The 22,752-nt window shown below is 68.1% G+C and carries 25 protein-coding genes; 8 read left to right on the top strand and 17 right to left on the bottom strand.

Features of this window, described 5'->3' with window-relative positions:
- Positions 1–77 precede the first annotated feature (77 nt).
- On the top strand, positions 78–1,190 hold the full coding sequence (gene purM / locus UA75_RS29920; protein ID WP_075743074.1) for a phosphoribosylformylglycinamidine cyclo-ligase: 1,113 nt from the start codon (positions 78–80) through the stop codon (positions 1,188–1,190).
- A 399-nt stretch (positions 1,191–1,589) separates the two neighbouring features.
- Here the strand turns inward: purM and UA75_RS29915 are convergent, their stop codons facing one another.
- The 6 genes from UA75_RS29915 to UA75_RS29890 form a co-directional block, all read right to left on the bottom strand.
- Entirely contained in the window at positions 1,590–2,408 is an 819-nt protein-coding gene (locus UA75_RS29915) for an ESX secretion-associated protein EspG (protein ID WP_198042878.1), read from the bottom strand.
- 2 nt (positions 2,409–2,410) lie between these two features.
- Positions 2,411–3,835, bottom strand: a complete 1,425-nt coding sequence (locus tag UA75_RS34195; protein ID WP_075743072.1) for a hypothetical protein — start codon at positions 3,833–3,835, stop codon at positions 2,411–2,413.
- Between the two features lie 46 nt (positions 3,836–3,881).
- A complete protein-coding gene (locus tag UA75_RS29905; protein WP_198044213.1) occupies positions 3,882–4,538 on the bottom strand; it encodes a DUF3558 domain-containing protein in 657 nt (218 codons plus the stop codon).
- Between the two features lie 90 nt (positions 4,539–4,628).
- Complete coding sequence (locus tag UA75_RS29900) at positions 4,629–5,258, bottom strand: DUF3558 domain-containing protein (RefSeq protein WP_075743070.1); 630 nt, start codon at positions 5,256–5,258, stop codon at positions 4,629–4,631.
- A gap of 23 nt (positions 5,259–5,281) precedes the next feature.
- Positions 5,282–5,791 carry a hypothetical protein gene (locus UA75_RS29895; protein ID WP_075765852.1) on the bottom strand — a complete coding sequence of 170 codons (510 nt, stop codon included), beginning with the start codon at positions 5,789–5,791 and terminating at the stop codon, positions 5,282–5,284.
- 356 nt (positions 5,792–6,147) lie between these two features.
- The gene (locus UA75_RS29890; protein ID WP_075743068.1) at positions 6,148–6,333 is read right to left on the bottom strand and encodes a DUF3073 domain-containing protein; all 186 of its coding nucleotides are present in this window, start codon (positions 6,331–6,333) and stop codon (positions 6,148–6,150) included.
- 181 nt (positions 6,334–6,514) lie between these two features.
- Between UA75_RS29890 and UA75_RS29885 the strand changes: the two genes are divergently transcribed.
- Positions 6,515–7,453 (top strand): hypothetical protein, encoded by a 939-nt coding sequence (locus tag UA75_RS29885; RefSeq protein WP_075743067.1) that lies wholly within the window; start codon positions 6,515–6,517, stop codon positions 7,451–7,453.
- On the opposite strand, the gene UA75_RS29880 is transcribed toward UA75_RS29885, so the two are convergent.
- From UA75_RS29880 to UA75_RS29870, 3 genes are all read right to left on the bottom strand, one after another.
- Positions 7,446–8,417, bottom strand: a complete 972-nt coding sequence (locus UA75_RS29880) for an asparaginase (RefSeq protein WP_075743066.1) — start codon at positions 8,415–8,417, stop codon at positions 7,446–7,448. The genes UA75_RS29885 and UA75_RS29880 overlap by 8 nt on opposite strands.
- Positions 8,418–8,456: 39 nt before the next feature.
- Positions 8,457–9,056, bottom strand: coding sequence for an aerial mycelium formation protein (locus UA75_RS29875; RefSeq protein ID WP_075744374.1), 600 nt, complete (start codon positions 9,054–9,056; stop codon positions 8,457–8,459).
- Positions 9,057–9,291: 235 nt separating this feature from the next.
- Positions 9,292–10,428 carry a YgfZ/GcvT domain-containing protein gene (locus UA75_RS29870; protein ID WP_232237552.1) on the bottom strand — a complete coding sequence of 379 codons (1,137 nt, stop codon included), beginning with the start codon at positions 10,426–10,428 and terminating at the stop codon, positions 9,292–9,294.
- 227 nt (positions 10,429–10,655) lie between these two features.
- On the opposite strand from UA75_RS29870, the gene UA75_RS29865 reads away from it, so the two are divergent.
- Positions 10,656–11,507: an aminodeoxychorismate lyase gene (locus UA75_RS29865; protein WP_075743065.1), complete on the top strand. Its 852-nt coding sequence runs from the start codon at positions 10,656–10,658 to the stop codon at positions 11,505–11,507.
- A 493-nt stretch (positions 11,508–12,000) separates the two neighbouring features.
- Here the strand turns inward: UA75_RS29865 and UA75_RS29855 are convergent, their stop codons facing one another.
- The 8 genes from UA75_RS29855 to UA75_RS29825 form a co-directional block, all read right to left on the bottom strand.
- Positions 12,001–12,636, bottom strand: a complete 636-nt coding sequence (locus UA75_RS29855; protein ID WP_075743063.1) for an FABP family protein — start codon at positions 12,634–12,636, stop codon at positions 12,001–12,003.
- A 305-nt stretch (positions 12,637–12,941) separates the two neighbouring features.
- Positions 12,942–13,247, bottom strand: a complete 306-nt coding sequence (locus UA75_RS29850; protein WP_075743062.1) for a DUF1416 domain-containing protein — start codon at positions 13,245–13,247, stop codon at positions 12,942–12,944.
- Between the two features lie 56 nt (positions 13,248–13,303).
- Positions 13,304–14,152, bottom strand: coding sequence for a sulfurtransferase (locus UA75_RS29845; protein WP_075743061.1), 849 nt, complete (start codon positions 14,150–14,152; stop codon positions 13,304–13,306).
- 132 nt (positions 14,153–14,284) lie between these two features.
- Entirely contained in the window at positions 14,285–14,740 is a 456-nt protein-coding gene (locus UA75_RS29840) for a DUF4395 domain-containing protein (protein WP_075743060.1), read from the bottom strand.
- Between the two features lie 102 nt (positions 14,741–14,842).
- Positions 14,843–14,917: a putative leader peptide gene (locus UA75_RS35265; protein ID WP_376700089.1), complete on the bottom strand. Its 75-nt coding sequence runs from the start codon at positions 14,915–14,917 to the stop codon at positions 14,843–14,845.
- Between the two features lie 42 nt (positions 14,918–14,959).
- Positions 14,960–15,469: a thioredoxin family protein gene (locus UA75_RS29835; RefSeq protein WP_318533342.1), complete on the bottom strand. Its 510-nt coding sequence runs from the start codon at positions 15,467–15,469 to the stop codon at positions 14,960–14,962.
- A 169-nt stretch (positions 15,470–15,638) separates the two neighbouring features.
- Positions 15,639–16,436, bottom strand: coding sequence for a DUF2993 domain-containing protein (locus UA75_RS29830; RefSeq protein ID WP_075743059.1), 798 nt, complete (start codon positions 16,434–16,436; stop codon positions 15,639–15,641).
- Entirely contained in the window at positions 16,433–17,278 is an 846-nt protein-coding gene (locus tag UA75_RS29825) for an alpha/beta hydrolase (protein WP_232251136.1), read from the bottom strand. Before UA75_RS29825 ends, UA75_RS29830 begins: the two co-directional genes overlap by 4 nt.
- A gap of 94 nt (positions 17,279–17,372) precedes the next feature.
- Between UA75_RS29825 and UA75_RS29820 the strand changes: the two genes are divergently transcribed.
- The 5 genes from UA75_RS29820 to pstA all read left to right on the top strand — a co-directional run bounded on the left by UA75_RS29820 (position 17,373) and on the right by pstA (position 22,751).
- On the top strand, positions 17,373–18,173 hold the full coding sequence (locus tag UA75_RS29820) for a winged-helix domain-containing protein (RefSeq protein ID WP_075743058.1): 801 nt from the start codon (positions 17,373–17,375) through the stop codon (positions 18,171–18,173).
- Positions 18,174–18,423: 250 nt separating this feature from the next.
- Positions 18,424–19,422, top strand: coding sequence for a mycothiol synthase (gene mshD, locus UA75_RS29815; protein WP_157434507.1), 999 nt, complete (start codon positions 18,424–18,426; stop codon positions 19,420–19,422).
- 216 nt (positions 19,423–19,638) lie between these two features.
- Positions 19,639–20,751, top strand: a complete 1,113-nt coding sequence (gene pstS / locus UA75_RS29810) for a phosphate ABC transporter substrate-binding protein PstS (protein WP_075743057.1) — start codon at positions 19,639–19,641, stop codon at positions 20,749–20,751.
- Positions 20,752–20,799: 48 nt separating this feature from the next.
- Complete coding sequence (gene pstC / locus UA75_RS29805) at positions 20,800–21,840, top strand: phosphate ABC transporter permease subunit PstC (RefSeq protein WP_083683799.1); 1,041 nt, start codon at positions 20,800–20,802, stop codon at positions 21,838–21,840.
- On the top strand, positions 21,837–22,751 hold the full coding sequence (pstA, locus tag UA75_RS29800) for a phosphate ABC transporter permease PstA (RefSeq protein ID WP_075743056.1): 915 nt from the start codon (positions 21,837–21,839) through the stop codon (positions 22,749–22,751). Before pstC ends, pstA begins: the two co-directional genes overlap by 4 nt.
- The last annotated feature ends 1 nt before the right edge of the window (position 22,752 follow it).

Here is a 22,752-nt window from a genome sequence, read left to right as displayed (position 1 = left end):
ACGCTGGCAGGGCCCGCTTTCCGGCGGCGCCGGGCCTGACGAGGCCCTTCGACCCCTCAGATATGTCTTCGGATGACATGGAGCCTGTTGTGACTGCCCAGACCGAGATGTCAGGTGCCACCTATGCCGCTGCCGGAGTGGACATCTCCGCTGGTGACGAGGCGGTAGAGCGACTCAAGCCCTGGGCGGCCAGGGCGACTCGTCCTGAGGTGCTCGGCGGGCTCGGCGGTTTCGCCGGGCTCTTCAAGCTGAAGCTGGACCGCTGGCGTGAGCCGGTGATCGCATCCTCCACCGATGGCGTCGGCACGAAGATCGCCATTGCCCAGGCACTGGACCGGCACGACACGGTGGGCATCGACCTGGTCGCGATGGTGATGGACGACCTCGTGGTGTGCGGTGCCGAGCCGCTGTTCATGCAGGACTACATCGCGGTCGGCAAGGTCATCCCGGAGCGCATCGCCGAGCTGGTCAAGGGCATCTCCGAGGGCTGTGTGCAGGCGGGCTGCGCCCTGCTCGGCGGCGAGACCGCCGAGCACCCCGGGCTGATGGTCCAGGGCGACTACGACATCTCCGGCACCGGCGTCGGCGTCGTCGAAGCCGATTCCGTGCTGGGTCCGGACCGGGTCCGCCCCGGCGACGTGGTCCTGGCACTGGGCTCGTCCGGCCTGCACTCCAACGGATACTCGCTGGCCAGGCACGTGCTGCTGGACATCGCGCGGATGCCGCTGTCCGGGCACGTCGAGGAGTTCGGCCGCTCCCTGGGTGACGAACTGCTCGAGCCCACCCGCATCTACGCCAAGGACTGCCTGGCGCTGATCGCCGAGACCGATGTGCGGACGCTGTCCCACATCACCGGCGGCGGCCTGGCAGGCAACCTCACGCGCGTCATCCCCGACGGCCTGACCGCCGTGCTCGACCGGGGCACCTGGACGCCCTCGCCGGTGTTCTCGCTGATCGCCCAGCGTGGCCGGGTGGCCCGCGAGGAGATGGAGCGCACCTTCAACATGGGCGTCGGCATGGTCGCCGTGGTGGCCGCCGAGGACACCGACCGCGCGCTGGCGCTGCTCACCGCCCGCCACGTCCCCGCCTGGGTGCTCGGTGAGGTCGCCCGCTCCGGCGACGTCGCGGTGAACACCGACGGCACCGCCGCGCCGAGGGTGACGATGATCGGTCAGCACCCGCGCTTCTGACTCGACGGGCGTGGCCTTCGGCGATCCGAGCCGATCCTGGTGAGCCAAGAGGCGGCGAAGCCGATGGCGGCCGCCGGGAGCGTGGCGGCCTCCGTCCGCGTTTCCACGGCGCGGTCCGGGGCCCCGAACTTCCGTGCTCTGGTGCTTGTGCTCGGCATCGTCGACCTTCAGCGCCGTGGATTCGCGATCCGATAGCCGTCGATTCATCGCCGTCGACTGCTGATCAATGTCGTCGCGCTCCCCACGGTCGGTCGGCCCGGTGCTGCTCAGCGGCTCGGCTCTGTCGTTCGCGACGGCTGAGACCGGCCGGTGAACTGCGGCCCTGTGCCGACCGACGGCCGGTGTGGGCTGCCCGCGTCGAACGCGGGCAGCCCGGTGCTCGGGACCCGGAGCAGCGGCTCAGCGCCGCCGAGGCGCCACGGACTGCAGGACCTCGTCGAGCTGACCGGCGAAGCGACTGCGGTCGGTCGGCGTCATGGTGAACCAGCGGCCGCCGCTTCGATCGGGTTTGTGCTGGAGGAGGTACCGCCCCGCCACGGTGTCCAGGATGTCGGCGCGGAACTCCGACTTCCGCGTCCGCCCACTGAGCTGGTCGAAGCTGCGGGCACTGAACTCGCCGAATCGCACTCGCCTTGCCGAGAGCACCGTGGCCAGCATGTCCGCGTCGGCTGGTCGGATTCCCGACTGGATGAAGGCGTTGCGTGCCGCACCGGAATCGCGACCGATCAGCTTTCCCGCTGCCTCGATCTCGGCCGAGGAGCAGTTCACCGACCGACCGGGGCCTGCCTGATGCTCGGGAAGCAGCCCGGCCGCCGCCCACGGCAGTCCGGAGCCGCGTACCGGGTCCAGGTTCAGGTCACGATCATGAGGGTGGCGGTCCTTGTGCCCATGATGGGCGGCGAGCACGGCGAACTCCCCGCTTGCCGCGATCACGGCGTCGATCTCCTCCATACCGCCCAGCTGGATGAAGGCCCAGATCGACTGGGTGGGACGGGCGAGTACCCGGAAGGCGTTGACCAGGAACGGGTGGAGTTCGCCGCGTTCCACCAGGCCCTTGCGCTCCAGGCCCTGCCAAGCCTGTCGATGCAGCTGCCTGCGCTCGTCCTCGGTGTCCCCGAAACCGAGAAACTGGAACGCGGTGGGCAGTGCGGTCTTGAGTGTGGTGAGAATGCTGTCCACCTCTAGGGCGGACAGAGTGATGCGCCCCCTGACGTCCACTGTCACCCACCGTATCCGGGCGGGTTCTCGCCGAACACGGCCGGCGCGACCTTGATTCCGTCGCCGAAGACGTCCTCGGTCTCCAAGAGGTAGTCGGCGCGCTTGTGCTCCTTGTCCTCCTCGCCGGGTCCTCCCCGGCCGCCCGCGCCACCACCGGCCATGCCGCCGCCCGCAGCACCACCGCCACCGGGCCCGAAGCCGCCGCCCGCAGGCCCGAATCCGCCCGGCAGCCGGCCACCGGGACCGCCGACACCCGTCGTCCCGCCCGCACCGAGCCCACCAGCACCGGGGCCGCCGGGGCCGAACCCACCGGCGCCGCCCGGCCCGAAGCCGCCCGGCATTCGCCCACCGCCGCCGAAGCCGCCACCGGTACCGCCCGGACCGCCGCCGAATCCGCCAGGCATCCGCCCGCCGCCAGGACCGCCCAGACCGCCGGGCCCGCGTCCGCCGCCGGGACCGCCTGCGTGGCCGCCCGGCCCGCCTGCACCCCCGCCGGGAAGGAAGCCACCGGGCCCCGGCTGCCCGTAGCCGCCCCCGGGCGGTGTCGGACCGAGGTGTCCGGGCGGCACGTTCGGACCTGGGGCAGGTGCGACCGGTGTCGGGTTGGAGATGTGGTGATCGGGGCTGATGCCGGGCGCAGGACCACTGGGAGGAGGCCCGCCGTTCCCACCACCTGCAGGCGGGCTGACGCCTCCGCCGGGAGGAGTCCCGCCAGAGCCACCGCCGGGCACTTCATCCGGCGAGGCCCAGCCGCCCCCGGACCCGCCGGGAAGCCCGCCGAACCCGCCCCCGCCGCCGGACCCCGGCCCGCCGATACCGGACGGCGGTGTAGTGATCACATTGCCGCCACCTGGACTGACGTCGGTCGGCGTCGACCCCTTCGCCGAGTACTCGACCTGCGGCGGCTCCTCGAAGAGTGGGACTGCGCTGAGCCGCGCGTTCGTCTCGCTCTGATAGGCGTACATCGCATCGCGAGCCGCCTGATTCTCAGCCTCGTAGGCATCCATCCGGTCGCCATGCCCGGTCCACTGCGACGGCAGTACCTGCTCGAATCCCTCCTTCTGCGGCGGCGCAGCCTGGCCTGCTGGGGTCTCGTTCTCGACGGTGAGATGAGTCAGCTGTTGCGCACTGATCACGTCTCGGATGGCATCGGCTTGCGCCTGTCCCTGCCGGGCGTACTCGGAAAGCGGAGCGACTGCTCCCTGCGACGCATCCGCCGCCGCACCGGCGTGCGCACCCGCCGCCTTCCGCAATGCCGAGTCGATGTAGTCCCCGATATCGGCGAACTTCGTGCTGACGTCAGACCAGCCAGCGTAGGCGGTATTGAAACTGCCATTATGCCCGTCCGCATCGACCTCAGCCTTGATCTGATGCGCGGTCTTGCCGTCGAACGACTCGTTGGTGGTTCTCAGGACGAGTTCTGGCATTTATGCGACCTCCTTTTACGCCGTTGGAAGACTAGGTACGAGGGCTTCAGCGAAGGATTCTGCCTGTACGCAGGGATCGCCATCCTGGCCATATCCCTATACTGGAACCGAAGGAAACGAACTGAGTGTCGTAAATTCCAACGTGGATAAAGCATGAACTATCGGTTGATTCGCCAAGTGACGCTTGAACGGACGGGTATCCCGCTACCTCGAATTCTCGGAAATCGGGGTAGGTCTCTCGGGGAAGTCGGTACATTTCGCTGATCCCGTTCCGTTCGACATCGGCCCAGATTGTCACTCCGCCATCGCGTTGTCCCGATGGACGCCATGTGCAAGAAGCGTATTCTGTTCCAGCGGCGCCATCTTCGGGAATTCCGGCGGGATCATATCCCAGGCGGGAAGCGTCCTCGGTGGTGAAGAGCGTACAGGTGTCGACGTTGTCGACTTCTTTGGGTTCTTCGACCGGGGGCGCGAGGAGGTCCGCCGCTTGAGTCGTACTTCCTTCGCTGCTCTGATCGGCTGCCGGAGGAATGGAGGAAGGTGATTCATCGGGCATTCCCTGTCCGCCTTCAGTCTCATTGCAAGAAGTGAGGGCGACTGCGGCAATTATCATCGACGCGGTAAACGAGATAAAAGCGTTTTGTGCTGGCTTTGCGGTCTTCATGCCCATCTCCCGTCGTCCTTTAAACTGCCACATTCCCATTGCCGTGATGGTAGCCTTGCCTGGCGCGCTCTTGCTCGGCATAGCTGGGGCTCGATGAGTATGGCGTCGGTTCGCCCTCGAAGTCAGGTATCACTCGGCGGTTGGCAGTCCAGGAACTACGGATTCGGCCGTACGAACTGCTAGTTGGCATGGGTCGCCTTCTTCGTCGAATCCCAGCCCTGCACTAATGGTGATGAATTGATCTTCCGCGACTCCGATATGGATCTCGCAGGAGGTGTCAGTGGCGCCACCAAGCGACGCTTGTACCGCAGGATAGCCTGCGATCTCAAATTCGCGAAAGTCTGGATACGCGTCACCGCGTAGCAGGTACATCTCATTGAGTCCAGTGCGGTCGACGTCAGAGTATATGTAGACTCCCGAGCCGTCGTTCCTTCCAGTGGTTTCCCACGAGCAGGGATCTGAACTGGCATTAACGGCGCTTTCTTGCGGGATTCCCTCTGGATCGAACCCCAGCTCTGTGGCGCTTTCTGGGGCGAGAACCGTGCAGATATCTACGCCGCCGACATCTTTTGGATCCTCAACTGGAGGAGCCAGGCTGTCGTTGTTCGTGCCGGTAGATTCTGTGTCGTCGGTTGTCGTAGGTATTGCGGTTGTCTCGGTCGGATTGGCCTGCCCATCCTCGGTTGTGCTGCATGAAACGAGAATCAGGATTGTGAGTACTGCGACTATTGCCGTGCTGAATCGACGAAGCTTCTTCACGTGGTTACCGATTTCTTCTCGGGTTAGACTGCGATATTCCCATTGCCGTGATGGTAGCCTTGCCTGGCGCGCTCTTGCTCGGCATAGCTGGGGCTCGATGAGTATGGCGTCGGTTCGCCCTCGAAATCAGGTATCTGGTTAACGTCCTCCAGCTCAAGATATGATGCGAGCATTTGGCGGAAGTTTTCCAGGGTCGCGTCGATGGCCTCCTCGTACATATTCACGGTGTGGATGAGCGATCCACTTGATGCATCGCCTGCCACGCGCGAAAGTTCGGTCCCTGAATTGAGGCTGACCTGATCGGCGCCGCGCCCGGGTCGATTTCTGGCCAGTTCCTGTGCCTTTTGCCTCAGATCCCGCAACTGACTGCGCGCTTCGATCAGATCCGCGATCGCCTGCGGTAGCAGTTCCGGATCGACCTGATACGAATCCCCCATCGTCTCCTCCTCGTCGCTGCGGCTGGCGGTCGGCCGCTCACCCTGGGTCAAGGTTATCGGGGGGATATGACCGTTGTCTGCGGCTTGGGTGATCACCGGGAGGGGTGTGGCTCACGCTTGCGCCGAGCGGAGTAGCGGCCCGCGAGCTCGCAGGCTCCTCAGGATCTCCGGCGGCACCCGCCGGGCAGCCCCGGACAGAACGAGGCCCCACATCCGTGGCGGATGTGGGGCCTCGTTCGCTCGGATGGTGCGTCGAGTCGGATCTCACGCGCGCACCATGTGTTGTGGACAGGACAACTCATGCCGGGTCACGCCCGCTAGGGCGTAACCCGGCATCAGTCGTTCGAAGGCCCGAACTCAGGTACAGGGACCTTGACGATGACCAGGCTGAGGGCGCAGCCGTCAGACGAGAGACCCCCAGGGGAGGCGACCCGCCTGATCGTTCGGCTGAGTCAACCTCGATATTCGTCGTACCGGTCGTCGTACGAGTCTCCGGGTCGGTCATCATCGGACCGCTTGCCAGAGGACTCGCCGCCTGACAGCTCGCGCTGCAGAGCGTCGAAGTCCGTGGCATGGGTGCTGTACTTGAGCTCCCGGGCCACCTTCGTCTGCTTGGCCTTAGCTCGGCCGCGCCCCATGGCTCGACCCCCTCGCACAGGGACGGGGCGGCCGGGGGAACGGCGGCCCCGTATCGTCTCGACAACTCTTCCTGCCCCCACCGTACCGTGACAGGCAGGGTCGATGCGACGTGGCACCGCTTGTTTGAACGTGATGCCGACCGCTGTGCCGCCACAGCGCCGACCATGGCACGATTTCAGGGTGCCACGACCGTTCGTCGCCTACCTCAGGGTGTACGAGCCGCTGTCCTCCTTCGACGCTACGTCACGGGACCGACTGGAGCGCGCACTGCGTGCCGGACCGGTCGCTCCGTCGGTGGTGGCTGATCGCGAACGAGAAGTGTGGCTTCGGACACAGCTCGCCTCGCCGACCCGGTTGTTCCCCGGTGACGGAGTCCCGGCAGGCAGACGGCTGGAGGGCCTCACCGACGTTCTGGTGATCCGTCCGGAGGACGTCGTCTCCCTCGACACCCCTGGCGCGGACACCGGATCGACCGTCGCCGGGGATGACGAGGAGTCCTCGACGGCCCATGACCTGCTGGTCTGCCCGCTCGACATCCGGGCGCGAGCGGCGGCGGGCATGGTCGGATTCCTGTCCACCGCCTCACCGCCGCTGTTGGCCGAGGCCCTGCCGATGGCTCCGGACGCCGTGCGGTCCAGGGCGGCTGCCGTGGTGGCCGAGATGGCCGGTGGAGCGGTGCACGTGGTCAGCTCCACCTGGAGCGTGCCGTTGCCGTGGTTCTCGCTGGTCGACCCGGCTGCTCGTCGGCTCGTGCTCGCCCCGCTCGACGACCCGGAGCGACGGGTGAGCTGGCGGGTGCCCCTCGCCGACGCCCGCAGGCGTGCCGAGCACGCGCACGGTGTCGTGCGCGAGTCCATCGGACCGGAAGGGCCTGCGGCGCTGCTGCGGGACACGGGACGGTGGCTGGACCACTTTCACCCCGGGTCCGCCCTCGAACTCGACTACGGCGGCCTCGTGCAGCTCATGGACGACGAGGAGTTGTCCGAGGACACCTCGGCGCAGGACGTGCACCGGATGGTCGAGGCGTTCGAGGAGGGCGAGGCAGAGGTGATCGCTGAGCTCTACGAGAAGCTTCGCGACTTCTGGGCCGAGGTGGCTTCTCGGGAACGGTTCAGCTGAGCTGTCCGGCGAGGTCGAAGACGTCCGGCATCAGCCGGACGTCGCCGACCCGGCTGCCCGCGCCGAGGACCGGTTCCGTCGCGAGTGTGTCGAGCGCCTCGGACGGTGCGACGCCGAGTTCCCGCAGCGCGCCGACGAGGACCGGCAGCCTGGCTCGGGCGTGACCGTCCTCGATCTTGATCGCCGCGGCTCGTCCGTCCGGAAGCGCGACGGCGGCGACACCCTCCGCACCCGCCTTGCTCAGCACGCCGGGCACGGCGGTCATCATCAGGTTGTCCTCGCGTCCGGTGCCGGACACCAGGAACGGGTGCTTCCGCATCACGTCGGCGATCCGGCGCTGCGGCGTGCCGGGAGGTGCCTGCACGAGGCTTGCGAAGGCGCGAACCAGCCCGGTCAGCGAGAACGCCGCCAGCGGGGCGCCACAGCCGTCGACAGCGGTAGCCGCGACGGGTTCGCCCGTCAGCTCCTCGATCGTTCGGCGGATCTCCACCTGAAGCGGATGCGACGGTGCTCGATAGTCCTCGGTCGACCAGCCCGCGCGAACACAGGCGGCCAGCATCGCGGCGTGCTTGCCGGAGCAGTTCATCGCCAGCCTGCGGGGCCCGCCGCCCGATCGCAGCACCGCATGGCGGGTCTCTTCGTCACCCGGCAGGGCGGGCGGGCACTGGAGGTCGTCCTCGCCGAGGCCGTGCGTGCGGAGGACGGACTCGACGCGCCGAAGATGCTCGGGCTCCCCGCTGTGTGATGCGCAGGCCACGGCGAGGTCGGCATCCGACAGTTCGAGGCCGCAGCGCAGCATGGCCAGGGCCTGGAACGGCTTGTTAGAGGAACGGGGGAACATCGGAACGTCGACCGCCCCGACACTGCGCGCAGACAGCCTGCCGTCCGCCCACAGCGCCACCGAGCCGCGGTGCACACACTCGCGGAACCCGGAACGCACGACTTCGACCAGAGGGACGCTCATGCCGACGACCGTACGGCTGTCGGCTCGGAGAACGAAGTGCTAGCGCGGTTCGTCGTCCGCAGGCGTCCTCGGTGCGGGGCGTTCTCCCTCGCACGCCTCGGCCAGCAGTTCGTCCACCGAGGCGCGGCCTTCCCGATACCGACGGGCGATCTCCGCGTTGAGCAGATCCACCACGTCCTGCACCTCGCGTCGCCGCAGTGAGACCGACTCCTCCTCCTCGCCGTAACCGTTCGCGGCCTCGACGAGTTCCGCGTCCGAACGCGAGGTGACGTCGGAGAGGTCGACGTCGGAGACCAGCGCCTCGACGTGCCTGCGTCGCGCCTCGGCCCTCGACGGCTCCATCGTCTGGTAACGACCGGAGCCGGTGGCGGGCCCGACGGCATTGCGAGCCAGGATGTCGGTGAGCTGCTCGACCACCGAGAAGGGGCCGTTCTCCTCGCGTCGGATCTGCTCGGCGCGCACGATGTCGATCCGCGCATGCAGCAGCCTGCGCAGATAGGAGAGATCGGTCTCCTCCTGGGCCGCCTCGTCGCGCAGCGCCCGCACCTCGCTCAACGGCTTGGTCTGGACGCCGTCCAGATAGTCCGGGGCGAGTACCCGGTCTATCCGCCTTCGGCCGCCAGGTCGGACCTCGATCACGGCATTGTCCTCAACGACATCGGTCCGTCCCACTTCATCCGAGTCTCCGGCTGCGCGTCATGCGGTCTGTCGACGGCTCGTCGGCGCATCGGCTCGCCGCGAGCCGGTCAACCACCGATCCTTGCGTGAACACGCGTCGACGGGCAACCGCTTGCCTGATTCTTTCGCATTTCGGCCCGTCTTCGGGCGATGAGATGTCCCTGCTCCGCACGCGATCCTGACACAGGAGCAGACGTCAACCACGCAAACGCTGGGCAGCCACCCGACCGGGTGGTTCTCCGGTGTCGACCGGGACCGAGTCGGGGTCGATCGACCCGGCGATCTGTCGATCCTCGGCGCCCACCGTCAGCTCTGCGTCGATCGGCACGCTCCGTTTGATCAGCGCCAGCGCGACCGGGCCGAGCTCGTGGTGGCGGATGACACTGCCCACCCGACCGACGACACGATCACCGCTGGTCACCGGGTCGCCGGTCTCGGGAAGCACCTCCGAGGACCCGTCGAGGTGCAGGAGCAGCAGGCGCCTCGGCGGCTTGCCGACGTTGTGGACCTTCGACACCGTCTCCTGCCCTCGGTAACAGCCCTTGCTGACGTGGACCGCCGAGGGGATCCAGCCCAACTCGTGCGGAATCGACCGATTGTCGGTGTCCATGCCCTGCCGAGGTCGAAACGACTCCACCCGCAGTGCCTCGAACGCCCAGCTTCCCGCCCGACGTGCTCCCGCGTCGGTCAGCCGCTCCCACCACGAGACGAGTTCGGACCTCGGCACCAGTAGGTCGACCGCGTCCGGGCCGGGCCACGGCATCCGCCGAACCAGACCACCGCCCGCCAGCGCCGTCACCGCATACTTCTCCGCAGGCACCGGCACGCCCACCGAGGCCAGCACCCGGCCCGCGTCGGGTCCCAACACCGACAGCAGCGCCCAGTCGGCGCTCACGTCCTGCGGCTCGACCTTGGACCAGAAGCGCATTCCTTCGAGGTAGCCCAGCAGTGACTCGGTCCTGCCGCCGATCGCGCCCGTCACCGTGCTCGACGCCTCGGTGTCCAACCAGACCGTTCCGTCCAGGTGGGCGAGCACCATGTGGGCCTCCACCCGTCCCTGCCCGTCGAGGACCAGTGCCTCGGTTCCGGTCCCGTCCGGCAGTGCGGACACGTGCTGGGAGAGCAGCAGATGCAGCCAGCTCAGCCGTTCTTCGCCGGGGACCGCGAGCACGGTGCGGTGGGACCGATCGACGACCACCGCGCCGCGAGCAGCCGTCCGCTGTTCGGCGAACGGATCGCCGTAGTGCCACGGCACGCCGAGGTCGGGGGAGTCGTCCGGAGGCGGCACCGCGCCAGGCGCGGCGAGCAGCGGCGAGGAGATCGAGGTGGTCACTGGCAGTCCCTTCGTCTCGCGGCCGAAACGCTCCAGCACGATAGGAGGCGATCTCGCACGGCGCCACGTCTCGCCGAGGAGCGGTCCACCCCGCGCACGCCCGTCAGGCCACGATCCTCAATGGTAGACGTCGTCCGAGTGCGGTGACCGGGACCGATCCTGCGATGGCTGCCTCGCTTGAGTGACACCGCCCACGCCTGCGGCAGCGGGCGGCATACTGTCGAGCCATGACGGTGCTTGCGTTGCTGGATGGAACGATCGTCGACCACACCGCTCCGCTGCTTCGCGTGGACGACCTCGCGGTGCAGCGCGGCGACGGCGTGTTCGAGACGATCATGGTGGTCGACGGCCGCCCCCGAGAACTCGGTCCCCACCTGGAGAGGCTCGCGCGCTCGGCCGCGTTGCTCGACATGCCGCCGCCGGACCTCGCCGCATGGGAACGCTGTGCCCAGGTCGTCCTCGACGCCTGGCGGGGTGGTCGCGAGATGGCGCTCAAGCTCGTCTACTCCAGAGGAGTCGAGGGCGAGGGAAGGCCGACGGCGTTCGCGATGGGACTCCCGGTGGGGCCCGAGACGATTCGCAAGCGCAACGAGGGCCTCTCGGTGATCACCCTGGAACGCGGATACGCCGCTGACCTCCAGGAACGGGCTCCGTGGCTGCTCCTGGGCGCCAAGACGCTGTCCTACGCGGTCAACATGGCCGCATTGCGGCATGCCGAGCGCAACGACGCGCAAGAGGTCATCTTCACCGCGACCGACGGCACCGTCCTGGAGGGCCCGACCTCGACTGTGGTGATCGCCCAGGGCCGCACCCTGCGCACGCCGCCGCCGAGCAGCGGCATCCTGCCCGGCACCACCCAGGGAGCGCTGTTCCGCGCGGCGGAGGCCGCGGGCTGGAACACCAAGGTCGAGCCGCTTCGCATCGAGGAGCTGTGGGACACGGACGGCCTCTGGCTGGTCTCCAGTGTCCGGCTGATCACCCGGGTGCACACGCTCGACGGCAAGACCCTGCCGGACGATGAGCAACGAGCCGCGCTCCATCGGGAGATCACCGAGCTCTTCGAGTCGCAGTACGTCTGATACCGGCCATTCGGCAGGCGGCGATCGCCGCCCTGCCGGGCGACTCGGACCGGGTGATCGACGGGATGATCGACGACGGTCGTCCGCGGGTCGAAGCCGATCGGCGGGGCCGTCGAGAGGCGGATCGGCCGCGACCCGCCCCGCCGCGGGCGCGCCCGTCGCCCGTCGTCAGAGGACGCCCCGGTTATGGAGGCCGGTCCGGTCCGCACCATCCTCGGCCGCGCTCGGTGCGCAGGGTGGTTCGTCGTCTTTCCTGCCTGCCCGTGATGCTGCGGTGCCGGTATTCGATTTCGGCATGGTCCTTCAGTGCCCCCTCGACTCACTCGATCTGCCAGGGGGCATCGAGCGGTGGGAGAGGCTGGACGGCGGGGCAGGCCTGCGGCAGCTCGGGGAATCGCCATGCGGCCACGCGGGCGTGCCGAGGATGCAACGCGGTCGGCAGGCTGGCCGGAGCCGCCGGAGGACCGGCGACCTGGCTCTGTGACGACGCTATTCAGCCGACGACGCGACTCAGTTTCGCCGAGATGTGCGGTGCCAGGGGCTGGCCGCTCAGCGAGCGTTCCTCCACGTAGGCGAGATCGCCGTCGCCGACGACGCCGTACAGGCGTTGTGCCGCGCTGATCTCTTCGGCGGAACTCGTCCTGGCCACCGCATCGGTGCCCAGCTCCCAGGAGGTCTGATTGCGCGGCTTCCCGTAGAAGATCTCGACGACGCCGCCGGAATGCGCCAGGAGCAGCTCGATCGTGTCATCGGGTTGCGGTCGCCACCAGCCGACCTCGCGCGAGCCCGCACCGAGGACCTCGCCGTCCGCGTCGAGCAGCCAGGACCGTGCCTCGTAGTACAGGAACGGCCTGCCGTCGTGCGCGAAGGTGATCTGCTGGCCGTAGCGGTAGGGCTCGTCCAGCGACGGGTGCTCCGCGACTCCCTCGCCGCGCCAGACCCCCACCAGGGGCAGCAGGGCGAGACAGGCCGGATGGAGTTCGGGGCCCATCCGCAGATTCGCGGTGTCTGCCGGAATCGGCAGATCCTCGAACTGCGGCAGGTTCAGACCCCGCGTCGCCTCGGCGCGTTCGGCTGCCGCCTGCACTGCGGCGTCACCGCTGACGGTGTTCGGCTGCTCAGATGTCATATCGCAGACTCACTCAGCGCTGATCGCTGTACAGCCGGTAGACGACGTAGACGGCGAACCACAGGACCAACACCGTGGCCAGCACGAGAAGACCGGTAAAGAACAGTTCCACGCTCGGAGCATACCTTTCGACAGGCGGAACCGGTGGTGGGCAAGGCGTGGCCTCCCCCACCACCGATCACGTCGACGATCCTCCTTATCGAGGCCACGTCCCCGCCTCGTGGCGTTCCGCCCCGTTCGCGCGGAAACGTCAGGCAGGCGGCGGGGCGCGTCGGGAGGAGTGTCGTGATCGAACACGAGGACGATCAGGCCAGTGCGATGTCTGCCTGGTGGAGTCCGGCGCCCGCCGCGACGATCTCGGCCTGTCCACTGCCCGCCTTGTGCAGGGCACGCACCGTCCAGGTGCCCGAGGCGGCGTAGAAGCGGAAGTCGCCGGTCGGTGCGGACACCACCTCTGCGGTGAACTCGCCGTTCGCGTCCAGGAGACGGACGAACGCTCCGGAGACGCCCTCGTCGCCTGCCCGCACCCGGCCCGCCAGGACGACCTGATCGGTGCCTGCGACGTCCTCGGCACTGGTCGTCGTCTGTTCCGGGGCTCCGCATGTGCTCATGATCAAGGCTCCACTTCGCGTTCTCGCGTGTGATCGATTCCTGGCGGGAGGACGGATCAGCCGGACTGTGCCGCCGACGGGTTCGACACCGGAACGCCGATCAGGCTGCCGTACTCGGTCCAGGACCCGTCGTAGTTCTTGACGTCGGACTGACCGAGCAGCTCGTGCAGCACGAACCAGCTGTGCGAGGAGCGCTCGCCGATCCGGCAGTAGGCGATGGTGGCCTTGGTGCCGTCCAAGCCTGCTTCGGTGTAGATCTCCCGCAGCTCCTCCTCGGACTTGAAGGTGCCGTCCTCGTTGGCCGCCTTGCTCCAGGGCACGTTGACGGCGCCCGGGATGTGGCCGCCGCGCTGGGCCGCCTCCTGCGGGAGGTGCGCGGGGGCGAGCAGCCTGCCCGCGAACTCGTCTGGGGAGCGGACGTCGACCAGGTTCTTGGCGTCGATCGCCGCCACGACCTCGTCACGGAACGCCCGGATGGAGACGTCCTGCTCACTCGCGGTGTAGCTCGTCTCGGGGCGCTCGACCGCCTCGGGAGAGAGCGGCCTGCCGTCGAGCTCCCACTTCTTGCGGCCGCCGTCGATCAGCTTGACGGCCTGGTGGCCGTACAGCTTGAAGTACCAGTAGGCGTAGGCCGCGAACCAGTTGTTGTTGCCGCCGTAGAGGATCACGGTGTCGTCGTTGCCGATGCCCTTGCTGGACAGCAGTTTCTCGAAGCCGGATCGGTCCACGAAGTCGCGTCGGACGTGGTCCTGCAGATCGTTCTTCCAGTCGAGTTTCACGGCACCGGGGATGTGGCCGCCGTCGTATGCCGTGGTGTCCTCATCAACCTCGGCGAACACCACTCCAGGTGCGTCGAGGTTGGCCTCGGCCCATTCGGCGGTCACCAGGAAGTCTTCGCGGCTCATCTCGGGTGCTCCTCGTTGTTCTCATCGCCAGTGGTGATCGGATGTCGATGTCGGATCGATGTCTCGGGTTCTCGAGGTGACTGCTCGGTGCCGGGCACCTGAGCGCGGTGTCGACGTCGTCGCATCGTGACGTCAGACGAGATTGGACGGGCGGGGTGCCCGGAACCGCTGAATCAGCAGGTAGAGCTCACAGCCGACGCAGAGCCCGAACACCGCGTTGAGCAGGGCCGCCACCAGTGCCAGCGAGGTCGCGACGATGCCGAGAGCGGTGAGTCCGCTCGCATAGCCGATCACGCCGATCACGCTGAACACGAAGCCCACGCCCTGGGAGAACTGCACGGGTGCGACCGGTTCCTGTTCGCCACGTCCGCGAAGCCTGGGCCGGATCAGCCTTCGGTACACGAGGCCCCACGGGTTCAGCCGCAGACCGATGAAAGCGCATAATCCGAATAACAGCGCCTGTGCGCCGAGCAGCCGCCAGCTCTCGGTCAGCAGGACGACGGCGAGGATCAGACTGGTCATCGTGGCGGAGAACCGGGGCCCTCCCGCATCGATCAGCTGTGCGTCGGATTCACGTGCATCAGACATACGACCTCCATGACGGTTTCGCGGTGAGAGAAGTCCGTCCGAGGCGGGCCTGCGCAGTGCGGCGAGAGTGAGGCGGCATCAGCCGACAGCGCTACAGCCCGATCAGGAAGTGCGACACAGACTGCTCGCGAGGCGGCAGAGGTCTACCGCGCGGCGTCTGGTCAGCAGGAAGTGCACGCCTGCGACGGTACCGGAATGCCCGATGGTCGGGAAGCTCTCTCAGTCCTCGGAATCCGCAGCGAGCAGGTGCGGCCGCAGGGCGTTCAGGAGCGTCTCGCGGTGTGGGACGCCTCCGACGCGAAGCAGCTCTCGGCCGGCCGGATCGAAGGCGATCGTCGTGGGGACTCGGTGGACGCGCAGTGCCGTCACCACGTCAGGTCGATCCGTGACATCGAGATCCACGTGACGTACCGAGGTCAGCCCCGAGACCAGATCGGTCAGCAGCGCCCGAGTGTGCCTGCACGGCGCGCAGAACGTCGTGGACAACTGGAGCAGTGTCACCACGGGCCGGGGCTCCGCCGCTGAACCTGCGGTGGCGTCCGTGAGTGCTTCCTGCACCGCAAGGGGCAGTCCAGGCGATGTGACGGCGGACTCGCCTGCCTCGGCGGCGACGGAGACACGTCCCTGTGCCCGGCGATGCAGCGCGCCGATCAGCAGGGCGGCGACGATCGCCACGACCAGAGCCGACAGGCCCGCCATCTCCGCCTCCAGAGCTCTCGCCGGGCTCACGGCCGTCCCGCGCCGGGGCGCGGCGCGCTCGTCCGAGGACGTTCCGAGTACATGCTGCCTGTCAAGGTCCCACCGACCAGGACTCGCCGACGTCCCACCGACCCGGACTCGCCGACTGGAGTCACGCCGCGTCCAGCCGCCTGATCCGCTCGGCAGGCGCCCGGAGCGCCTAGTTCCGGATGACCACGTCACGTGCGGTGCCGCCCGCGATGAGTGCGCCGTGTTCGGCACGCACGGAGGTCGGCGTCACGTCCAGCGGCAGCCCGCCAGGGTCGATCCGGGCGGTGAAGGTGCTCAGCACCGCATCCTGGATCTCGGCGGGAAGTTCGAGCGCCCCGGTTCCGGGGTCGATCTCCAGCCGCCGAGGCTGGATCTCGATGATCCCGTCGGTCAAGGAGAGCGTGCCGACCACGGTGATCTCGGTCTTGTCTCCGCCGATGTCCTGACTGCCGGTGAGCTGAACGGTGGCCGTGGTGTCGTCGTCGGCCTGTTCGGCCTGAGCCGCGTCGGCGTTTTCCCCCTCGCCTGCCTCGTCACCCTCCACCGGCTCCACGAGCTCGCCGGTGAACGGTTCGATCCGGAGGTCCGGGATGTTGATCAGCCGACCGATGTCGCTCGCGGTCAGCCGTACCCGGCCTGCCACCTCGTCGACGCGCACCTCCCGGAGCGTGCCGCCCACGATGTCGGAGAACGGCACTCTGACGTGGCGCAGCGTCGCCTCGATGTGGACGTCTTGAAGCTCGCCGACCCGTACCCCCTGCGCCTGCACCTCGACCTCGCGGTAGTCGCCTGCCATCGCCTGGAAGGCGAAGGGGAAGCCGTTCACCCGGACAGCTGGATCATCACTGAGACCCAGTTCGTTACGCAGCCGCTTGGAGACCTGGTACTCGGCTGCGGCGGCAGCGCCGAAGTCGGCTGCGGTCAGCAGTCCCGCGATGATCACGAGGACGATCAGTAGTCTCTTCAACGCTCGGTTCCCGCCTTGATCAGCTGTCGTTGCCGGGTCACATGAAGGGCGTTTCGGTCAAGCCACTGTGCCATCCGATCCACCAGGGCCGGTGTCATGCCCGTCTCGGCATGACGGATCTCCGGTTCGATCCACAGCTCGCCTCGGGAGCTCGCGGCCGAGTGCAGCTGGCGTGCGTGATCGGGAGAGAAGTAGTCGTCCTGCTCGCCGTGTACGAGTAACAGCGGCGTGGGGTGGACGTGTTCGGCCGCCTCCAGCGGTGACATCGGGATGGTCTCCCAGGCCTGGTCCAGTCGGACGCCCACCAACGGAGCGACGAGCCTTCCGTGCGGCTGCTCCAGCAGCCAGTGGACCCGTCGCATCGGAGCCGTCTCCCTGATCCACCACCGGGACGGTCCGCTCACCGCCGCGACGGCCTCCGGCCGGTCGCCGGGCCCGGCCAGCGCGGCATGCCGGATCACGATCGAGGCGCCCATCGAGAAGCCGAGGGTCGCGACTCGCCGGAAGCCGCAGCGTCGCGCATACTCCACGGCCGCCGCCACGTCCAAGACCTCGCGGTCGCCGACGGTGGACAGCCCGCCGGACCTGCCGTGGCCCCGGAAGTCGAAGGCGAACACCGCCGCACGGCGAGACAGCCGGACGAGCGTGCGCATGACCGCCGGCTTCCGGACATGGTTGGTGAAGCCATGGCCGACGACGATGGCGAGATCGTCCGCCGTCGCGGAGCGTCGCTGCCGGGCGGCGGAGCCCGCCTGCCGAGGCAGGAGGACGCCGTGGATGGGCACGTCGTCGGCGGTGCGAGCTGTGATCTCCGCGATGAGTACTCGGTCAACGGTGGTCACAGGGGGTATCCTCCATCATGTCCGGAGGGCAACGGGGCCCGGTGTGCGGGCACGAGGGACTCACCTTCGATGCCCGGCAGGAAGGAGTCCCGACATGTCCAGCCTGGATCTCTTGCTTCTGACCTCCGCTTCGAACGCGGGAGCCGTGCTGCCCGCGCTGTCTCTGCTGCCGCACTCGGTTCATCTGGGTGCGCCGGAGGTCTCTGGTCTTCTCGAACGTCGTCCCCATGATGCCGTCCTCGTCGACGGCACCCAGGACCTCGTGGGCGCTCGCAGGCTCTGCGGCCTGCTCGCCGCCGCCGACGTCGAGGCGCCTGTCGTCGCGGTCATCGGCGAAGGCGGACTGGTGGCACTCAGCGCGGACTGGGGCGTGGCCGAGATCCTGCTCCCGACCGCAGGGCCCGCCGAGGTCGACGCCAGGCTGCGTCTGCTGCACGGGAGGGCCGAGCAGCAGGCACAGTCCGAAGGCGAGATCCTGACGTTCGGCGAGCTTGTGATCGAGGAGGCCACGTACACGGCGCGGCTTCGCGGCAAGCCGATGGAGCTGACCTACAAGGAGTTCGAACTCCTCAAGTACCTCGCCCAGCACGCGGGCCGCGTGTTCACCCGGTCGCAGCTCCTCCAGGAGGTGTGGGGCTACGACTTCTTCGGCGGAGCCAGGACGGTGGACGTCCACGTGCGGCGGCTGCGGGCGAAGCTCGGGCCGGAGCACGAGCAGCTGATCGGCACGGTCCGCAACGTCGGTTACAAGTTCGTTCGACCCGGCGGCACGACCCAGGCGCTCGCGGAGCACCGGGCCGAGCGCAGGCTCGTGCGTTACGGCGCGGACTCGGCCGACCTGCTCGCGGACAACGTGTCGGAGCTGATCGGCCGTACGACGGCGTCGCGGCACTGACGCCGTCGCCGTGAGCCGCGAATCGGTCTTCTCGTCCGGCGGCCACGGCCGTGCCTGCGGCAGGCGCCGGGCGGACGGTCTCCCTGGGCATGCGCTCACTCGAACTCATGTTCGAATAATGACGGAGTGGTGCGGAGTCCGGCAAGGAATCCGCAGGTGATCCACTCCAAGGTGTGAGCAGGTGTCCTAGGGCGGGTTTGCCCCCGTGGTCTGCCGCTTTTGGGCGGGCAGGGGGGTTACCGTGGACCTCGTGACGATCACGAGCTGGCACAACGGTCTTCTCGACGAGGTCGCCGACGAGGTGACCTCGCTGCTGGCCGAGGCGACGGAGGCAGACGGCAGGGCCCCCGTCTCCGAGCGCGGCCTGACCGCACTGCGTCGGCGCGGCCCGGCTGCCGTGCAGGTGGAACAGGTGCGGGCCGACGTCGGCGGCACCGAGCACTTCCTGGTCCGCGAGCCAGGGGGGCTGCTGGTGGGCTATGCACAGCTCGACACCGAGACCGACAGCGCGGGCAGGCTGGTCGCCGAACTGGCGGTCCGGCCGTCGGCACGGGGCCACGGAGTGGGCACCACCCTGGTCCGGGCGCTTCTCGAACGAGCCGAGCTGCCCGAGCAGCCTGCCGAGGTCGCGGCCGACGAACCATCTGCTCCGGCGGACGTCCTGCTCGTCTGGTCGCACAGCGGCCATCCCGCCGCGATCACGCTGGCTCGGCGGTTCGGGTTTCACACCGTCCGCGAGTTGCGACGCATGTGGGTCGACCTGGCCGAACACCCGCCCGGCGCGGCCACGCCGCCTTCGGATGTGCTGATCAGAACCTTCGACGTCGGGCAGGACGAGGCCGCCGTCGTCGACGTCAATCGGCGGGCCTTCTCCTGGCATCCGGAGCAGGGCGGGATGTCTGAGGCCGACGTCGTCGACAAGGAGTCCGAGAGCTGGTTCGATCCGGCGGGCTTCCTGCTGGCGGTCGACGCCGACGGCAGCCTGCTGGGCTTCCACTGGACCAAGGTGCACCCGCCGGGCTCGGCGGCAGCCGAGGCCGTCGGCGAGGTGTATGTGGTGGGTGTCGACCCCGACGCCCAGGGCAGGGGGCTCGGCGGCGTTCTCACCCAGGCGGGGTTGCGTCATCTGGCCGATCAGGGACTGCGCCACACGATGCTTTATGTCGAGGCGGACAACCCGGCCGCGATCCGCGTCTATGAGCGGCTGGGATTCACCCACCGTGACAGCGACATCCAGTTCGGTCGGTAGCAGCGGTACTGCCAGATCACATCACGGAGAGCGAACGCACAGGTCACGACCAGGCTACGCAGTACCGCCACTGGTGGTCGGTCTAGTCACTTCCCGTGTCATGTTCACCTCGCGTTCATCTCTTCAGCGGCCGTCGTCCACCCCGGCTGCCTACCTTCGCATCGGGCGGCGACCTGCCGCTCGATGAACGTGCAGGCTTCGCACTGGAGGAACACTGTGAAGATCAAGCGGCACTCTGCTGCTCTCGGGCTGGTGGCGGCGAGTGCGCTGCTGCTCTCGGCCTGTGGCTCCGACAACGCGGCCCAGGACGCGAACGGCGGCGGCTCGACCGGGGGAGAGCCGACGGCCGCGGAGTGCGGTGGCGTCGACCAGATCGTCGCCGAGGGAGCGTCCTCGCAGGCGAACGCCATCGACGAGTTCGCCGCGGTGTTCAGCGGGGAGTGCGCCGGGCAGAGCCTCGCCTACAACCCGAACGGCTCCGGCTCCGGCCGTCGGCAGTTCATTGCAGGCCAGGTGATGTTCGCGGGCTCCGACTCCGCGATGGACGAGGAGGAGCGCGCTCAGGCCGAGGAGCGGTGCGACAGCCCGGCCTGGCACCTCCCGCTGGTCTTCAGCCCCGTCGCGATCACGTACAACCTGCCGGGCGTCGACGAGCTCGTGCTGCCCAGCGAGGTCGTGGCCAACATCTTCAACGGCACCATCACGGAATGGAACGACGAGGCCATCGCCGCCGCCAACGAGGGCGCGGAGCTGCCGGAGACCCCGATCACGGTCTTCTACCGCAGCGACGAGTCCGGCACCACCGGCAACTTCCAGGAGTACCTGACCGTCGGCACCAACGGCGCATGGACCCAGGGCGACGGTGAGACCTTCGCGGGCGGCGTCGGCGAGGGCCGTGGCCAGTCCCAGGGCGTCTCGGAGGCGGTGTCCAGCACCGAGGGCGGCATCACCTACGTCGAGGTGTCCTTCGCCAACAACGCAGGCCTGGGCATCGCCCAGATCGACGCGGGCAGCGGCCCGGTTCCGCTGACCGACGAGACCGTTGGCGCGGCGATCACCGGTGCCGAGATCACCGGTGAGGGCAACGACCTGACCATCGACCTCGAGTCGGTGTTCGGCACCACCGAGGCGGGCGCGTACCCGATCACGATGGCGACCTACGAGATCGTCTGCTCCGCGTACGAGGACCCCGAGGTCGCCGCAGGCGTCAAGTCGTTCCTCAACGTGGCCGCCACCACCGGCCAGGAGAACCTCTCCGAGATCGGCTACACGCCGCTCCCGACCGAGTTCCAGGACCGCCTGCTGGCCGCGATCGACGAGATCGCCTGACCCGTCAGGCATTAGCCCGATCGGGTAAGAGAAACTGAGCGAGACGCAATGAGCGACTCGACGCGCCGGGGCCGCTCTCTGACGACAGGGAGCGGCTCCGCTCCGTCACCGGATGCTCCGGAGGATCTCATCAGCACGGCAGTCGACACCCCGAGCAAACCCGTCCGCCGTCCGGGCGACCGGATCTTCCGCGGCTTCGCGGTGGGCTCCGGCACGTTCGTCGTCGTCCTGATCGGCGCGATCGGCCTGTTCCTGCTGTTGCAGGCCATTCCGTCGCTCGCGGCCAATCAGACCAGCTTCCTCTTCTCCGGAGACTGGAACGCCTCCAACCCGAACGATCTCCGGTTCGGCATCCTCTACCTGCTGTACACGACCGTGTCGGTGTCCCTGCTGGCGCTGGTGCTGGCCATGCCGGTCTCGCTCGGCATCGCGCTGTTCCTGACCCAGTACGCGCCGAGAAGCCTGGCCAGGCCGTTCGCCTACATCGTCGACCTGCTCGCGGCGGTGCCGTCGGTGATCTTCGGTCTGTGGGGCATCCAGGTGATCGGCCCGGCGATGGTGCCGGTGGCCGACTGGCTGAACACCAATCTGTCGTTCATTCCGATCTTCGACCAGGGCAACGTCAGCATCGCGGGCGCGGGGAACATCTTCACCGCAGGCGTCGTGGTGGCCGTCATGTTGCTGCCGATCATCACGGCCATCAGCCGCGAGGTGTTCGAGCGGACGCCCCGCGAGCACATCGAGGGAGCGTTGGCGCTGGGCGCGACCAAGTGGGAGGTCGTGCGCACCACGGTCTGGCCCTTCGGCAAGTCCGGCTATGTCAGCGCCTCCATGCTCGGCCTCGGCAGGGCGCTCGGGGAGACGGTGGCGTTGTTCCTGATCCTGTCGTCCACCACGGCAGCCCCGTCGTTCAGCGTCTTCGACGGCGGCGCCACCATCGCCTCGCGTATCGCCGCCGCCTCCGCCGAGTTCAGCAATCCGCTGTCCATCGGCGCCTACATCGCGGCAGGCCTGGTTCTGTTCGTGCTCACGTTCCTGGTCAACGCGGTGGCCAGGTCGATCGTCGCTGGGAAGAAGGAACGGTCATGAGTCTCAGCACCTCGGAGCTGGACCGACCCGCGCAGCCGCCCGCCTTTCAGGGAGTCAGCACTGGGCGTCGTACCAAGGACGTCGTGGCCAGGGTCGTCGTGTGGCTCTGCTTCCTGATCGCGGTGATCCCGTTGATCTGGGTGCTCTACTCCGTCGTCTCCCGCGGCATCGCACCCTTTCTCCGGCCGGACTGGTGGCAGTACTCGTTGGCAGGCGTCCGGGCCACCGAGGACATCGGCGGGGCCAACCACGCGATCGTCGGTACCGTGCTCCAGGGCCTGGTCACCGGTGTGCTGTCGATCCCGATCGGCATCCTCGTCGGGATCTACCTCGTCGAGTACGGCGCGGGCTCCCGGTTCGCGAGGGTCACGACCTTCATGGTGGACATCCTCAGCGGGGTGCCGTCGATCGTCGCGGCGATGTTCGTCTACGCCGTCTGGATCACCATGTTCGGCTTCGACCGCAGCGCCTTCGCGATGTGTCTGGCATTGATGCTGCTGATGATCCCGATGGTGGTGCGCACCACCGAGGAGATGCTGCGGATCGTTCCGAACGAGCTGCGAGAGGCCTCCTACGCGCTCGGCATCCCCAAATGGAAGACGATCATGAAGGTCGTCCTGCCGACCGCGATGTCGGGCATCGTCACCGGCGCCATGCTCGGCATGGCCAGGGTGATGGGCGAGACGGCGCCCGCGCTGGTGCTCGTGGCGTACTCGCCGTCGATCAGCTACGACCTCTTCGCGGGGCCGATGGCCAACCTGCCACTGCTGATCACCAGTCAGTTCGCCAACCCGGAGGCTGCGGGCTTCAACCGCACCTGGGGCGCGGCGATGACCCTCATCTTCATCATCATGTTGTTCAACCTCGCGGCCACGATCATCTCGCGGCTGTCGTCGGTCAAGACCAAGTAGG

Source organism: Actinoalloteichus sp. GBA129-24, from assembly GCF_001941645.1.
Classification (GTDB): domain Bacteria; phylum Actinomycetota; class Actinomycetes; order Mycobacteriales; family Pseudonocardiaceae; genus Actinoalloteichus_A; species Actinoalloteichus_A fjordicus.
The sequence above is the reverse complement of the archived record's forward strand: the minus strand, read 5'-3'. Positions and strand labels throughout refer to the sequence as shown.